The sequence below is a fragment of the Pseudooceanicola batsensis HTCC2597 genome (assembly GCF_000152725.1).
In the GTDB taxonomy this organism is placed as follows: domain Bacteria; phylum Pseudomonadota; class Alphaproteobacteria; order Rhodobacterales; family Rhodobacteraceae; genus Pseudooceanicola; species Pseudooceanicola batsensis.
The window spans coordinates 3,165,326-3,179,214 of sequence record NZ_CH724131.1 but is presented as its reverse complement, the minus strand read 5'-3'; the positions used below and the strand labels follow the sequence as shown (position 1 = coordinate 3,179,214).

Below are 13,889 nucleotides of genomic sequence, written 5' to 3'. Positions count from 1 at the left end.
ATCAGACCGCGGGCGCGCCCGTGCGGCTGCGCTTCGCGCTGATCTCCTCCCAGGCCCGGTTGATGTCCACCAGACGCTTCTCGGCCAGCTTCCGGGCCTCCTCGGGCAGACCGCGCGCCGCCATGCGGTCGGGATGCCACTCGCGCACCGCCGCGCGCCAGGCCGCGCGCGCCTCGTCATAGCTGGCATCCGGGTCGAGTCCGAGGATCGCATAGGGCTCGGGCTCCGCATCGGGAACGAATCGCGCGCGAATGTGGCGAAAGCGGTCCTCCTCCATGCCGAAGATGCGCGCCACGTCCGCCAGGAATTCGTCCTCGGCCGGATGGTAGCCGCCGTCGGCCATGGCGATGTGGAACAGCCCCTCCATCAGGTTGCAGAGCGTCTCGCTCTTCGGACCGAACATGGCGGCGACGCGCTGCGCGTAGATGTCATAGCCCGCCACGTCCTGCCGGGCCAGGTTGAAGACCCGCGCCGCCTGGGCCTCGTCCCGCCTGGCGATCTGGAACACCTCGCGAAAGGCAGTGACCTCGTCGCGCGTCACCGTGCCGTCGGCCTTGGCCATCTTGGCCCCGAGGGCGATGACCGCGATGGTGAAGGCCACGGATCGCTCGGGCGGCGCGCGCAGGCGGTCGAAGACCTCGGCCAGGCTTTCGCCACGGCGCAGGGCCGAGAGGGCTTCGGATATGCGGCTCCAGACGGACATGGCCACAGTCTAACGCGCCTGCCGGACGCTGTCAGAGGATTTTCCGCATCGGCACGATCGTGCGTCGGGCGCGCGCCGGGCGCACCCCGGTCGCCCCCCGCGCCGCGCCTCGCTTCTTTGGTCCGGCAAGTATCCTCGGGGGGTGAATTGGCCGCAGGCCAAGAGGGGGGCAGACAGCCCCCCTTCCCCGCCCGCCGCAGGCGACCGTCTCAGGCCGCCCGCGCCTCGCGGATCAGCTTCAGGATATCCTGCGCGGCCGAGGGGATGTTCGTTCCCGGCCCGAAGATCGCCTTGACCCCGGCCTTCTTCAGGAACTCGTAATCCTGCTGCGGGATCACCCCGCCGCAGATCACGATGATGTCGCCGGCGTCCTTTTCCCTCAGCGCCTCGATCAGCTGCGGCGCCAGGGTCTTGTGGCCCGCCGCCTGGGACGAGATCCCCACCACGTGGACGTCGTTGTCGATGGCGTCCTGCGCGGCTTCCTCCGGCGTCTGGAAAAGCGGACCCACGTCCACATCGAACCCGATGTCCGCAAAGGCCGTGGCGATGACCTTGGCGCCCCGGTCGTGCCCATCCTGGCCCATCTTGACCACCAGCAGGCGCGGGCGCCGGCCCTCCTCCCCGGCGAAGGTCTCGATGTCCTTCTGGATGGCGGCAAAGCCCTCGTCGCCCTCGTAGGCGGCGCCGTAGACCCCGGCCAGCGTCTTGACCTCGGCCCTGTGGCGGCCGAATTCCTTTTCCATCGCCATGCTGATCTCTCCCACGGTGGCACGCGCGCGCGCGGCCTCGACCGCCGCCTCCAGCAGATTGCCGCCCTCTTTCGCGCGGCGGGTCAGTTCATCGAGCGCCCGCGTGCAGGCATCCTCGTCCCGCTCCGCCCGGATGCGCTCCAGCGCCTTCACCTGGCCGGCGCGGACCTTGACGTTGTCGACGTCCAGGATGTCGATCGGGTCTTCCTTGTCCTTGCGGTACTTGTTGACGCCGACGATGACCTCTTCGCCCCGGTCGATCATGGCCTGGCGGCGCGCGGCCGATTCCTCGATCCGCAGCTTGGGCATTCCGCTCGCCACGGCCTTGGTCATGCCGCCCATCTCCTCGACCTCTTCCATCAGAGCCCAGGCCTTCTCGATCAGGTCGTTGGTCAGGCTCTCGACATAGTAGGACCCCGCCAGCGGATCGACGGTGCGGGTGACGTGGGTCTCTTCCTGCAGGATCAGCTGGGTGTTGCGCGCGATCCGCGCCGAGAAGTCCGTGGGCAGGGCGATCGCCTCGTCCAGCGCGTTGGTGTGCAGCGACTGCGTGCCGCCCAGCACGGCGGACATCGCCTCGTAGGCGGTGCGGATGACGTTGTTGTAGGGGTCCTGCTCCTGCAACGACACGCCCGAGGTCTGGCAATGCGTCCGCAACATCTTGGAGCGGTCGTTCTTGGCCCCGAACTCTGTCATGATGCGGTGCCAGAGCGTCCGCGCGGCGCGCAGCTTGGCGATTTCCATGAAGAAATTCATGCCGATGGCGAAGAAGAACGAGAGCCGCCCGGCAAAGCGGTCCACGTCCATCCCGGCCTCGATCGCCGCCTTCACGTATTCGCGGCCATCGGCGAGGGTGAAGGCCAGTTCCTGCACCAGGTTCGCCCCGGCCTCCTGCATGTGGTAGCCGGAAATCGAGATCGAGTTGAAGCGCGGCATCTCGTTCGAGGTGTATTCGATGATGTCCGAGATGATCCGCATCGAGGGCTTGGGCGGATAGATATAGGTGTTCCGCACCATGAATTCCTTGAGGATGTCGTTCTGGATCGTGCCGGACAGGACCGACCTGTCATGCCCCTGTTCCTCGCCGGTGACGATGAAGTTCGCCAGGACGGGGATCACCGCGCCGTTCATCGTCATCGAGACCGAGACCTGGTCCAGCGGGATGCCGTCGAAAAGGATCTTCATGTCCTCGACGCTGTCGATGGCCACGCCGGCCTTGCCCACGTCGCCCACCACGCGCGGGTGGTCGCTGTCATAGCCGCGGTGCGTCGCCAGGTCGAAGGCGACCGACACGCCCTGCTGCCCGGCGGCCAGGTTGCGGCGGTAGAAGGCGTTGGATTCCTCGGCGGTGGAGAAGCCGGCATACTGCCGGATCGTCCAGGGCCGGCCCGCGTACATCGTCGCCTTGGGGCCGCGGGTGAAGGGGGCGAAGCCGGGGAGCGAGCCGACATGCTCCAGCCCCTCGGTGTCCTCCTCGGTATAGAGCGGCTTGACGGTTATCCCCTCGAGCGTCTCCCAATCGAGATCGGAGAGCGGCTTGCCGCGCAGCTCCTTTTCAGCGAGAGCCGACCATTCGTCTTTCTTCGATGCCATCCGGATGTCCTCTTCCAAGCAGGCCCGCGGGCAGGTCCGTCCCTGCCCGCGTGGCGCCATGTTGCGTTTCGTCGTCGATGCCGCGGGCCGGGGGGGCACCGCGGGCTGGCGTGGCATGGTCCGCCCCTCCGGCGGCGGGCGGGCGATGCCGCGGGCATGATGCACGCGCAGGATCCTCTCCCGCTCCGCACCGGCAGGCGGGCGGCGGCGATCTGCCAGAGCGCCCCGCCCCGCGCTTGCCGGGTGCAGGCGCGGGACCGACCGGAGGCGCCCGGCGGCATCCCCTTGCCGCGTCCCCAGACGGGAAATCGCGCGTGAATCGGTGACTTGCAGCCGCACCTCGCCTATATCGGGAGAGACGGAGGATCCCAGCCACATGCACAAGTACCTGATCTGTCTCGCCCTTCTCGCTGCCTCGCCCCTCATGGCGCAGGAGGCGAGCTCGGCCGAAAGCACGGCGGCCGAGGCGACGGACGGGCTGTTCCCCTCGGAACGGCCCGACAGCATCGACGCACTCAAATGGGAGAAACGGGTCCTGCTGGTTTTTGCCGACAGTCCGAACGATCCCAACTTCCGCCGCCAGATCGAGGCGCTGCGCGAGGACCCGGGTCCGATGATCGACCGCGACATCGTGGTCTTCACCGATACCGTCCCCGAGGACGCGACCCCGCTGCGCGAAACCTTCCGGCCGCGGGGCTTCATGCTGGTGCTGGTCGGCAAGGACGGGCAGATCAAGCTGCGCAAGCCCTTTCCCTGGGATGTGCGCGAAATCTCGCGCTCAATCGACAAGACCGAACTGCGCCAGCAGGAGATCCGCGACCAGCAGGGCAACGCCTCGCGCGGGACGACGCCGAACTGAGGCGCCTGCGGAACGGCGCGCGCTGAGATGCCGCGACGGCGGCCCCCTGGGATATGCGCGCGCGCCTCCATCGCCCTATTCGAACTCCATGATCACTTCGTCCACCGCAAGGCTGTCGCCCTGCCCGGCGTTGATCTTCGAGACCACGGCCTTCTTCTCGGCGCGCAGGATGTTCTCCATCTTCATCGCCTCGATGGTGCAGAGCGGCTGGCCCTCCTGCACCTCCTGCCCCTCTTCCACGTCGATCTTCACGACGAGCCCCGGCATCGGGCATAGCAGCATCTTCGACGTATCGGGCGGCAGCTTTTCGGGCATCAGGCGCGCCAGTTCCGCGTGCCGGGGCGAGCGGACGTGAACCTTGAGATCCGCGCCGCGCGACCGGATGCGGAACCCGCCCGAGATCTTGCCGACCTTCAGCACCAGCGGCGCGCCGTCGACCGTCATGTCGGCCAGCTGGTCGCCCGGCGTCCATCCGCCCTCGACCCGCAGGGTGGTGCCGTCGCCGAAATCAGCCGTCGCGCCCTTGGGATCGGCGTCGATGGTGATCTCGAAATCCCGGTCCTGCAAGGTGACGACCCAGTCCTCGCCGACGTGCCGTTCGTGGTTGTCCATGCGCCCCGAGACGCGGGTGCGCCGGATCTCGGCCACGCGGTTCATCGCGGCGCAGGCGGCGGCGATGCGGCGCAGATCGGTCTCGGGCAGTTCGACGCCCTCGAACCCGTCGGGATATTCCTCGGCGATGAAGGCGGTGGTCATCTCGCCGTCGACGAATTTCGGGTGGTCCATCACGGCGGCGACGAAGGGCAGGTTGTGCCCGATCCCCTCGACCTCGAAGGTGTCCAGCGCCACGCGCATCGCCTCGATCGCCTCGGCGCGGGTCGGCGCCCAGGTGCAGAGCTTGGCGATCATCGGGTCGTAGTACATCGAGATCTCGCCGCCCTCGTAGACGCCGGTATCGTTGCGCACCGCCGTCTCGCCCTCGGGCGCGTCGCCCTGCCATTTGCCGTTGGACAGCATCGGGCCGGCGGCGACCTCTTCGGGCGGGCGATAGCGGGTCAGACGTCCGATCGAGGGCAGGAAGTTGCGGTACGGATCCTCGGCGTAAAGGCGGTTCTCGATGGCCCAGCCGGTCAGGGTCACGTCGTCCTGCGCGATGGTCAGCTTTTCGCCGTTGGCTATGCGGATCATCTGCTCCACCAGATCGACGCCGGTGATCAGTTCCGTCACCGGGTGTTCGACCTGAAGGCGGGTGTTCATCTCGAGGAAGTAGAAGTTCTTTTCGCCGTCGACGATGAATTCAACCGTCCCGGCGCTGGCGTAGCCCACGGCCTTGGCCAGGGCGACGGCCTGTTCGCCCATGGCCCGGCGGGTCTCCTCGTCGAGGAAGGGGCTGGGCGCCTCTTCGACCACCTTCTGGTTGCGGCGCTGGATCGAGCATTCCCGCTCGCCCAGGTAGATCCCGTTGCCGTGGCTGTCGCACAGGACCTGGATTTCGATGTGCCGGGGCTGGGTGACGAACTTCTCGATGAAGATCCGGTCGTCGCCGAAGGAATTGGCCGCCTCGTTCTTCGACGACTGAAAGCCTTCGCGCGCCTCGTCGTCGGTCCAGGCGATCCGCATCCCCTTGCCGCCGCCGCCCGCGCTGGCCTTGATCATCACGGGATAGCCGATTTCCGAAGAGATCTTCACCGCCTCGTCGGCATCCTCGATCAACCCCATGTAGCCGGGAACGGTGTTGACCCCGGCCTCCTGCGCGATCTTCTTCGAGGTGATCTTGTCGCCCATGGCCTCGATCGCCTTGACCGGCGGTCCGATGAAGGCCACGCCCGCATCTTCCAGCGCCTGCGCGAATTTCGGGTTCTCGGACAGGAAGCCGTAGCCCGGATGCACCGCCTGCGCGCCGCTCTCCCTGATCGCGGCCATCACCTTGTCGATGACGATATAGGACTGGTTCGCCGGCGGCGGGCCGATATGCACCGCCTCGTCCGCCATCTCGACGTGCAGGGCGTTGCGATCGGCGTCAGAGTAGACGGCCACCGTCCGGATGCCCATCTTGCGCGCGGTCTTGATCACGCGGCAGGCGATCTCGCCCCGGTTGGCGATGAGGATCTTGTCGAACATTTCAGTCCCTTCCCAATTCTTGGCCCCGGGTTCTGCCGCCCGGGGATCGACGCGAAAAACCCCGCGGCAGCCTGGCTGCAGCGGGGGCATGTGCGGTCAGGGCCGCGCCGGCGAGCCGGCGGGCCGATGTCAGGTCACGATCAGTTGATGCTGCGGCAGGCGCCCGGGTTGGCCTGGCAGTAGGCGACGTTCGCCGCGCCACCGACCACTGCGCCGGTGCCAAGGTTGCCGCCGGTCGCGGCCGCCGTGGCAGCGCCCGTGCCCGCGCCGACCAGCGCCTGTTCACCGACCGTGTCGCCACAGGCGGCAAGGCCTGCGAAGCCCACGACCGCCACTGCGATGAATTTTGCTCTGCGCATCTTTCCGTTACTCCTCGATCATTGCGTACTCCGGAATCAACACGGGCCGCAGAGAGAAGTTCCGGGCGCATCCGCCGGCAGGCGGGAACCGGCCGGGTCACGGTCTCGAGAGCTTCGGCAGGAGCCAGGGCGGGCGGTCCGACCTTGGGGACATCGGACCGCCCTGGTTGGGAAGGGTAACGATAGTGACCCGCCGCCGACCGCGCCGGAACCGGCCCGGGGACGACACCCAGGATGCTGCCCGCGATTCCCGGGGTCGCAAAGGCCCGTTCCCGCGCGGGGCGGGATTGGGCCGGAAACCGCCCATCCGCGGATTGTGCCGGCAAGGGACCGCTCAACCCGCGCACATATCCTGCCGATCCTGTCACCAATCCTCCTCCGGCACGTCGCCGCCGGGGGCTGCATCGAATACCTGCGGAAAGGATCGGCGCGCGGCGGATTCGTCGATCTGCAGCAGCGCGCCATAGCTTGCGGGGTCGAAGGGGTCCTCGGCGGCCACCACTTCGCGTCCGAACAGCCACGAGAGGCGCCCGCCATCGAGGTTTCCGCGCTCGAACGGCTGGTCGCCGAAATGCTCCCAGAGTGCGGCGAGGAAGGCCTCGTCGGCCCGGCGATCGGCCGGGCGCCGGTCGCGAAAGCGCTCGCGCCGGATCAGCGGCGTGGCGCCCTTGGGATTGGCGCGGCGGATGGTGAACTGGAAATCGGTGCCGTGCAGACGGCCGGGGAATCCGCGATGCTTCAGCATGGCGCCCCCCCGAGGGTCCGGCCAGCGCGGATCGCAGGTTGCGGGGCGGGCCCAGAGGCCCCGCCCCGAACAGACTTACTTGTACTTGCCGGTGTAGACCGGTTCGACCGAGACGGGCTCGGGCTCGACATAGACCGGCTCGGGCTGCGCGCAGGCTGCGGCGAAAGCGACGAGGCCGAAAGCGATGGTGAGTTTGACGCTCTTGGACATCTGTATCTCCTGTTTCGTACACAAACTGTCCGAAACCCGGAAAGTTCCGAGGCCGGACAGCTTCTTAGGGGCGTGTCTTGGGAACCGCCTTGCCCGACCATAGCGGAAATTTGAACGCATTTGTATGGGGTAGATGCATGCCCCGAGTCCTGTGACGGGAAAGCCGCAACCCCCCGGAAATGCCTGTCATTTCGCGCAACATGTTGTGGCTGCATCAGAACGCCTCCCAGATGCAGTCGCCATCTTCGAGACTGAATACCTCGAAGAACTGCGTGACCTCGGGCGCGGCGGTGCCGAAGCTCACCGGCGAGGACGAGATCGAGATGACCGCCTGTGCCGCGGGCGCGGGCGTCGCCGGTTCGTAGGCCAGGGCATCGGTGCGGCACAGCGCCTCGAAATCCCCGGTCACGCTGGCATAGTCGTCGCGCGTGATTCCCGGCGAAACGTATCGCAGCCGGATCCAGAGGGTGCCGTCGGGCTGCGTCTCTTCCAGCACCTCCTGCCGCACGAGGACGAACCCCGAGGGCACGGCAGGGGCCTCCTCCTGGCCCCATGCCGTGGTCGCGGCGGCGATCAACGCCCCCGTTGCCGCGACGAATGTCGTTGCCCCCTTCATGCACGCCGCTCCGCGTGTCGGAGCCAGCGGCCGTGGTTCGCGGGATCGGAGAGCACCGCCGCCAGCACGTCCCCGGCTCCGCCCGCCCGGCGCGGATCGGCCAGCCGTCCGCCGGCCTCGATCCGCAGCACCCGGCCCAGGTCGGTGACCCGCACGACCGGCGAAAATCCGCGCAGGTTCCGCAGCGCGCGCCAGATATCCTGCCGCACCTGCTGTGCGAGGCGGCGCAGCGACAGGGCGCGGGCCGCGGGAAGATCGGCGGCGGCCGCCACGTCGAATCGCGGCGGCAGATGCCGCGCGACCGTCAGCGCATCGTCTTGGCGCAGGATATGCCAACTGTTGCGGCGCATGGATCACAAGGGGATATTGTCGTGCTTCTTCCAGGGGTTCTGCAGCTTCTTGTTCCGAAGCGAGGCAAAGGCGCGGGCCACGCGACGGCGGGTCGACCGCGGCTGGATGACCTCGTCGATGAACCCCTTCTCGGCCGCGACGAAGGGGTTGGCGAACCGATCCTCGTAGTTCTGCGTCCGGTCGGCGATCTTTTCCGCATCGCCCAGTTCCGAGCGATAGAGGATCTCGACCGCGCCCTTGGCGCCCATCACGGCGATCTCGGCCGTGGGCCAGGCATAGTTGAAGTCGCCCCGCAGATGTTTCGACGCCATCACGTCATAGGCCCCGCCATAGGCCTTGCGGGTGATGACGGTGACCTTGGGCACCGTCGCCTCGCCATAGGCGAAGAGCAGCTTGGCCCCGTGCTTGATGACACCGCCGTATTCCTGCCCCGTCCCGGGCAGGAAGCCGGGCACGTCGACGAAGGTCAGGATTGGGATCTCGAAGGCATCGCAGAACCGGACGAAGCGCGCGGCCTTGCGGCTGGAGTCGATATCGAGACAGCCGGCCAGGACCATGGGCTGGTTCGCCACGACGCCGACGGTCTGCCCTTCCAGCCGGATGAAGCCGGTGACGATGTTCTTGGCGAAATCCTCCTGGATCTCGTAGAAATCGCCCTCGTCCGCGACCTTCAGGATCAGCTCCTTCATGTCGTAGGGGGTGTTCGCATTGTCCGGGATCAGCGTGTCGAGCGACGATTCGATGCGGCCCGGTTCGTCGAAGAAGGGGCGGACCGGCGGCTTCTCGCGGTTGTTGAGCGGCAGGAAATCCACCAGGCGCCGCACCTCGGCCAGCGCCTCCACGTCGTTCTCGAAGGCGCCGTCCGCGACCGACGACTTCTTCGTGTGGGTCGAGGCGCCGCCCAGTTCCTCGGCGGTGACGACCTCGTTGGTGACGGTCTTCACCACGTCCGGGCCGGTGACGAACATGTAGGAGCTGTCCTTCACCATGAAGATGAAGTCGGTCATGGCGGGCGAATAGACTGCCCCGCCCGCACAGGGCCCCATGATCACGCTGATCTGCGGCACCACGCCGGAGGCCATGATATTGCGCTGGAAGACATCCGCATATCCGGCGAGCGAGGCGACGCCCTCCTGGATGCGGGCGCCGCCACTGTCGTTCAACCCGATGACCGGCGCGCCGTTCTGGATCGCCATGTCCATGATCTTGCAGATCTTCTGGGCATGGGTTTCCGACAGCGATCCGCCGAAGACGGTGAAATCCTGGCTGAAGACATAGACCATCCGACCGTTGATCGTGCCCCAGCCGGTCACGACGCCGTCACCATAGGGGCGGGTCTCCTCCATACCGAAGTCCGTGCAGCGGTGCGCGACGAACATGTCGAACTCTTCAAAGCTGCCGTGGTCGAGCAAAAGCTCGATCCGTTCGCGCGCGGTCAGCTTGCCCTTGGCGTGCTGGGCGTCGATCCGCTTCTGGCCGCCGCCAAGGCGGGCCGCTTCGCGACGGTCGTGAAGCTCTTGCAGGATATCCTTCATGGGGTGCCTCCTCTTGACGGACCTTTCCGGCCCCGGCCAATCTCCGCGGACCATAGGGAGTTCGCCGGCGAGACCAAAGGAGAATTCGGCAAATTTGCAAAATGTTGTCAGCGTATCTCCGAAAGATTGCAAATCTGCTAATCCGACGCGGAAACTCCGAAATTGCATGACGGGCTCATGGACTTTGCACCGTACCGCGCTTAGCTGGGCGCCATGTCCGTCACCGATGCACCCCGATACCTGAGGAAAGACAGTCCGCCGCACCTGACGACGCTGATCCTGCTGGCCTCGATCACCGCACTGGCGATGAACGTCTTCCTGCCCTCTCTGCCCAGCATGGCCGAGCATTTCGACGCGCCCTACCGGCTGGTGCAGCTGTCGGTTGCGGTCTTCCTGGCGACCAATGGGATCCTGCAGCTTTTCGTCGGGCCGTTGGCGGACAAGTTCGGGCGCCGGCCGGTCATCCTGTGGGGGCTCGGCATCTTCTGCCTGGCGACCGTGGGCTGCCTTTTCGCGCCGAACATCGGCATCTTCCTGTTCTTCCGGTCGATGCAGGCGACCGCGGCGGTGGCCATGGTGCTGTCACGGGCGGTGGTGCGGGACATGCATTCGGCCGACCGGGCGGCATCCGTGCTGGGATACGTGGTGATGGGCATGTCGGTGGTTCCCATGATCGCGCCCGCCCTCGGCGGCGTCCTGGACGAGGCCTTCGGCTGGCAATCGACGTTCTGGCTGCTTCTCGGCTTCGGGGTACTGGTCTTTCTGATCGTGCTCTTCGACCTGGGCGAGACCGGAACCCCCAGCAGCCTCACCCTGGTCGGCCAGTTCCGGGAATATCCCGAACTGCTCACCTCGCCCCGGTTCTGGGGCTATTGCATGGCCTCCACCTTCGCCTCGGGCGCCTTCTTCGCCTTCCTGGGCGGCGCCCCCTACGTCGCCAGCAACGTCTTCGGGATGAGCGCGGCCGAGTTCGGCTATTTCACCGGCGCGCCCGCCATCGGATATTTTCTCGGCAACTGGCTGACCGGCCTCTACGCGGCGCGGGCGGGCGTGAACCGCATGATCCTGCTGGGGACGCTGGCGACCATGGCCGGCCTCGGCCTGTCGCTGATCCTGAACTACAGCGGGATAAGCGGGCCCTACGTCTTCTTCGGCTTCATGGCGACGGTCGGCCTGGGCAACGGGCTGGTCCTGCCCTCGGGGACGTCGGGGATGCTGTCGGTGCGACCCCACCTCGCCGGCACGGCCTCGGGGCTGGGCGGCGCGATCATGATCCTGGGCGGCGCCATGATGTCGGCCCTGGCCGGTGTCATGCTGACCCCGGGAAGCGGAGAGATCCCCCTGATCTGGCTCATGTTCCTGACAACCTGCGCCGCGTTCCTCGCGATCCTGGTCGTTCTCTGGCGCGAGCGGCAACTCGCACGCTAAACCGCTTGTGACCCCGGCTTTGCAAAGTTATCGCTGCTAACTGCGAAACGCTGCAAACCCGTGAGGGGATCCCCATGGCGACCAAGAAACTCTATGCCGGTGCGAAACTGCGCGAGACGCGCCAGAGACTGGGCCTGACGCAAAAGGATTTTGCCGCCAAGCTCGGCGTTTCCCTGCCGTACCTGAACCAGATGGAAAACAACAACCGCCCGGTCTCGACCACGGTGGTTCTCAGCCTGGCGCAGGAATTCGGCTTCGACGTCACCGAGCTTTCGACCGGCGACAGCGAACGCCTGGTGTCGGACATGCGCGAAGCGATGGCGGATCCGGTCCTCGCCGACGTCGCCCCGCCGCTTGCCGATATCCGGCTGACCGCCTCGAACGCGCCCGCCCTGGCGCGCGCCTTCATTCACCTGCACCGTGCCTACCGGCAGACGCACGAACGCCTCGCCTCGCTCGACGAGGCGCTCGGGCGCGAGGACGCCCGCACCCTGCCCTCCCCCTGGGACGAGGTGCGCGACTTCTTCCACTATTGCGACAACTACATCGACGCGGTGGACCGCGCGGCCGAGAATTTCGCCACGCCGGCCGAGCCGGACCGCAACATCCGCCTGCGCGCCGTCTCGGCCCTTGGGGATCTGGGGATCGCCGTGGACTTTGCCGACACGCCCGCATTGCGACGCTATGATCCGGCGGCGAAACGGCTGACCCTGTCGCGCCGCGCGGCGGCGGAAACCCAGACCTTCCAGATCCTCCTCCAGGTGGCGCTGCTGCGGCAGGACAAGCTGCTCGAGGCGACGCTCGACCTTGCCCGGTTCCAGTCCGAAGCCGCCCGCGCCATCGCCAAGATCGGTCTGGCCAACTATTTCGCCGGCGCCGCGATGATGCCCTACGGCACCTTCCTCGCCGCCGCGCGCGAGGTGCGGCACGATCTGGAGATCCTCGCCCTGCGCTTCGGCGCCTCGATCGAGCAGGTGGCGCACCGGCTGTCGACGCTGCAGCGCCCCGGGGCCAAGGGCATCCCGTTTTTCTTCGTCCGGGTCGACCAGGCGGGCACGATCACCAAGCGCCACTCGGCCACCCGGCTTCAGTTCGCGCGGTTCGGCGGCGCCTGCCCCTTGTGGAACGTCCACCGCGCCTTCGAGACGCCGGGCCGGTTCCTGCGCCAGTTGGCCGAAACGCCGGACGGCGTGCGCTATATCTCGATCGCGCGCGACGTGAGCAAGCCGGGCGGATCCTGGGGCGCGCCCGACCGGCGCTTCGCCATCGCGCTCGGCTGCGAGGTGACCCATGCCTCGGACATCGTCTATGCCGACGATCTCGACCTCTCCCGCCCGGACACGTTCGAGCCGATCGGGATCTCCTGCCGGATCTGCGAGCGCGAGCATTGCCACCAGAGATCGGTGCCGCCTCTGGAACGGCGCCTGACCATCGACGTCAACGCCCGCGAAACGCTGCCCTACGAGGTGGGCTGAGCCTTTCCACGCGCGAGGGGCCGTTCCGCGAACGGAAAGAGTTGACAGCTGTCAACTTCCGGTTGTGCGCGGTCCGGTGGATCGGCGCGTGGCGTCATCCTCGGGCGCGAGCCGAAGACCCGGGGTCCTGCCGGCGAGGGGCAAGCGCGGGATGGCGGGAGGTCCCCGGTCGGGGCCGGGGACGACGGTGGTACGGGTGGCCGCGGGACGGAAAGGGGACCGGCCGTACCTCACTCCGCCACGCAGATCTCGGTGCTCCAGGTGCCGCAGAGTTCGGTGAGATGGTCGGGAAAGGGGGCGTCGGTGAAGACCGCGTCGACCTCTTCCAGCGATCCCAGCAGGGCCGGCGCGGTGCGGGTCAGCTTGGAATGGTCGGTGACCAGAAAGGTCCGGCGCGACTGTTTCAGGATCATCCGGCTGACCCGCACCTCGGCGAGGTCGAAGTCGAGCATGTCGCCCTCCTCGTCCAGGGCCGAGGTACCGATCACCGCGAAGTCCGCCTTGAACTGCGAGAAGAAATCCGAGGTCAGGTGCCCGACCAGGCCCCCGTCCGAGCGGCGCAGGTTGCCGCCGGCGACGATGATGTCGCAGCTTTCGTTGCCCAGCAGGATATTGGCCACGTTGATGTTGTTGGTCACCACCGTGATGTTCTGGTGGCCCAGCAGTTCGCGGGCCACCGCCTCGGTCGTGGTGCCGAGGTTGAGGATGATCGAACTGTTGTTCGGGATGGCGCGGGCGCAGGCGCGGCCGATGGCGGACTTGGCGGCCTCGTGCATCCGGCGCCGTTCGTCATAGGCGAAGTTCGCGACGCCGGTGCGGATCACCGCGCCACCATGCACCCGGTCGAGATGCCCGGCCTCGGCGAGATCCGAAAGATCGCGCCGGATGGTCTGGAGCGAGACGTTGAACCGCTCGGCCAGGGTCTCGACGACGACCCTGCCCTCGTTCCGGGCGATTTCCAGTATCTCGGACTGCCTGATGTTGAGCGCCATGATCCCTCCGTTCCCGGTCAGTGCCACAAGTCGGTGGACCTGTCAGCAGCGACTTTCGCCGCACCTGCGAAATTCCCTTATGCATGCGCGAAATGATGATTGTTTTGACCGAAGCGCGCAAAAACGAAAACAAAACCTTTGACAAGAGGCCGG

At 67.0% G+C, this 13,889-nt stretch carries 13 protein-coding genes; 3 read left to right on the top strand and 10 right to left on the bottom strand.

Going from position 1 to position 13,889, the window contains the following annotated elements; translation table 11 throughout:
* Position 1: 1 nt before the first annotated feature.
* Positions 2 to 703: a tellurite resistance TerB family protein gene (locus OB2597_RS19155; protein ID WP_009807273.1), complete on the bottom strand. Its 702-nt coding sequence runs from the start codon at positions 701 to 703 to the stop codon at positions 2 to 4.
* Between the two features lie 209 nt (positions 704 to 912).
* Positions 913 to 3,045, bottom strand: coding sequence for a methylmalonyl-CoA mutase (gene scpA, locus OB2597_RS19150; RefSeq protein ID WP_009807272.1), 2,133 nt, complete (start codon positions 3,043 to 3,045; stop codon positions 913 to 915).
* A 376-nt stretch (positions 3,046 to 3,421) separates the two neighbouring features.
* On the opposite strand from scpA, the gene OB2597_RS19145 reads away from it, so the two are divergent.
* Positions 3,422 to 3,904 carry a DUF4174 domain-containing protein gene (locus tag OB2597_RS19145; RefSeq protein ID WP_009807271.1) on the top strand — a complete coding sequence of 161 codons (483 nt, stop codon included), beginning with the start codon at positions 3,422 to 3,424 and terminating at the stop codon, positions 3,902 to 3,904.
* Between the two features lie 75 nt (positions 3,905 to 3,979).
* Here OB2597_RS19145 and OB2597_RS19140 read toward each other — a convergent pair whose 3' ends face one another.
* The 7 genes from OB2597_RS19140 to OB2597_RS19115 form a co-directional block, all read right to left on the bottom strand.
* Entirely contained in the window at positions 3,980 to 6,025 is a 2,046-nt protein-coding gene (locus OB2597_RS19140; RefSeq protein ID WP_009807270.1) for an acetyl-CoA carboxylase biotin carboxylase subunit, read from the bottom strand.
* A 140-nt stretch (positions 6,026 to 6,165) separates the two neighbouring features.
* Positions 6,166 to 6,384 carry a hypothetical protein gene (locus tag OB2597_RS19135; RefSeq protein ID WP_040609453.1) on the bottom strand — a complete coding sequence of 73 codons (219 nt, stop codon included), beginning with the start codon at positions 6,382 to 6,384 and terminating at the stop codon, positions 6,166 to 6,168.
* A 364-nt stretch (positions 6,385 to 6,748) separates the two neighbouring features.
* On the bottom strand, positions 6,749 to 7,129 hold the full coding sequence (locus OB2597_RS19130) for a hypothetical protein (protein ID WP_009807268.1): 381 nt from the start codon (positions 7,127 to 7,129) through the stop codon (positions 6,749 to 6,751).
* Between the two features lie 75 nt (positions 7,130 to 7,204).
* Positions 7,205 to 7,339: a hypothetical protein gene (locus OB2597_RS22675; protein WP_009807267.1), complete on the bottom strand. Its 135-nt coding sequence runs from the start codon at positions 7,337 to 7,339 to the stop codon at positions 7,205 to 7,207.
* Positions 7,340 to 7,553: 214 nt separating this feature from the next.
* Complete coding sequence (locus tag OB2597_RS19125; protein ID WP_009807266.1) at positions 7,554 to 7,955, bottom strand: DUF6497 family protein; 402 nt, start codon at positions 7,953 to 7,955, stop codon at positions 7,554 to 7,556.
* Entirely contained in the window at positions 7,952 to 8,305 is a 354-nt protein-coding gene (locus tag OB2597_RS19120; protein WP_009807265.1) for a hypothetical protein, read from the bottom strand. The genes OB2597_RS19125 and OB2597_RS19120 overlap by 4 nt, the downstream gene beginning before the upstream one ends.
* Before the next feature lie 3 nt (positions 8,306 to 8,308).
* Positions 8,309 to 9,841: an acyl-CoA carboxylase subunit beta gene (locus tag OB2597_RS19115; RefSeq protein ID WP_009807264.1), complete on the bottom strand. Its 1,533-nt coding sequence runs from the start codon at positions 9,839 to 9,841 to the stop codon at positions 8,309 to 8,311.
* A 213-nt stretch (positions 9,842 to 10,054) separates the two neighbouring features.
* Here OB2597_RS19115 and OB2597_RS19110 point away from each other — a divergent pair, with 213 nt between their 5' ends.
* Together OB2597_RS19110 and OB2597_RS19105 are read left to right on the top strand one after the other, a co-directional pair.
* Entirely contained in the window at positions 10,055 to 11,269 is a 1,215-nt protein-coding gene (locus OB2597_RS19110; protein ID WP_009807263.1) for a multidrug effflux MFS transporter, read from the top strand.
* A gap of 74 nt (positions 11,270 to 11,343) precedes the next feature.
* Positions 11,344 to 12,744 (top strand): helix-turn-helix domain-containing protein, encoded by a 1,401-nt coding sequence (locus OB2597_RS19105; RefSeq protein ID WP_009807262.1) that lies wholly within the window; start codon positions 11,344 to 11,346, stop codon positions 12,742 to 12,744.
* Positions 12,745 to 12,974: 230 nt separating this feature from the next.
* Here the strand turns inward: OB2597_RS19105 and OB2597_RS19100 are convergent, their stop codons facing one another.
* Positions 12,975 to 13,736, bottom strand: coding sequence for a DeoR/GlpR family DNA-binding transcription regulator (locus OB2597_RS19100; RefSeq protein WP_009807261.1), 762 nt, complete (start codon positions 13,734 to 13,736; stop codon positions 12,975 to 12,977).
* Positions 13,737 to 13,889: the final 153 nt, after the last annotated feature.

Bases quoted from the DNA above. Each gene is read 5' to 3' on its own strand.
- OB2597_RS19120 (WP_009807265.1), bottom strand. From the start codon at position 8,305: ATGCGCCGCAACAGTTGGCATATCCTGCGCCAAGACGATGCGCTGACG.
- OB2597_RS19100 (WP_009807261.1), bottom strand. From the start codon at position 13,736: ATGGCGCTCAACATCAGGCAGTCCGAGATACTGGAAATCGCCCGGAAC.
- OB2597_RS19125 (WP_009807266.1), bottom strand. From the start codon at position 7,955: ATGAAGGGGGCAACGACATTCGTCGCGGCAACGGGGGCGTTGATCGCC.
- OB2597_RS19140 (WP_009807270.1), bottom strand. From the start codon at position 6,025: ATGTTCGACAAGATCCTCATCGCCAACCGGGGCGAGATCGCCTGCCGC.
- OB2597_RS19110 (WP_009807263.1), top strand. From the start codon at position 10,055: ATGTCCGTCACCGATGCACCCCGATACCTGAGGAAAGACAGTCCGCCG.
- OB2597_RS19130 (WP_009807268.1), bottom strand. From the start codon at position 7,129: ATGCTGAAGCATCGCGGATTCCCCGGCCGTCTGCACGGCACCGATTTC.
- OB2597_RS19105 (WP_009807262.1), top strand. From the start codon at position 11,344: ATGGCGACCAAGAAACTCTATGCCGGTGCGAAACTGCGCGAGACGCGC.
- OB2597_RS19155 (WP_009807273.1), bottom strand. From the start codon at position 703: ATGTCCGTCTGGAGCCGCATATCCGAAGCCCTCTCGGCCCTGCGCCGT.
- OB2597_RS19135 (WP_040609453.1), bottom strand. From the start codon at position 6,384: ATGCGCAGAGCAAAATTCATCGCAGTGGCGGTCGTGGGCTTCGCAGGC.
- OB2597_RS19115 (WP_009807264.1), bottom strand. From the start codon at position 9,841: ATGAAGGATATCCTGCAAGAGCTTCACGACCGTCGCGAAGCGGCCCGC.
- OB2597_RS19145 (WP_009807271.1), top strand. From the start codon at position 3,422: ATGCACAAGTACCTGATCTGTCTCGCCCTTCTCGCTGCCTCGCCCCTC.
- scpA (WP_009807272.1), bottom strand. From the start codon at position 3,045: ATGGCATCGAAGAAAGACGAATGGTCGGCTCTCGCTGAAAAGGAGCTG.
- OB2597_RS22675 (WP_009807267.1), bottom strand. From the start codon at position 7,339: ATGTCCAAGAGCGTCAAACTCACCATCGCTTTCGGCCTCGTCGCTTTC.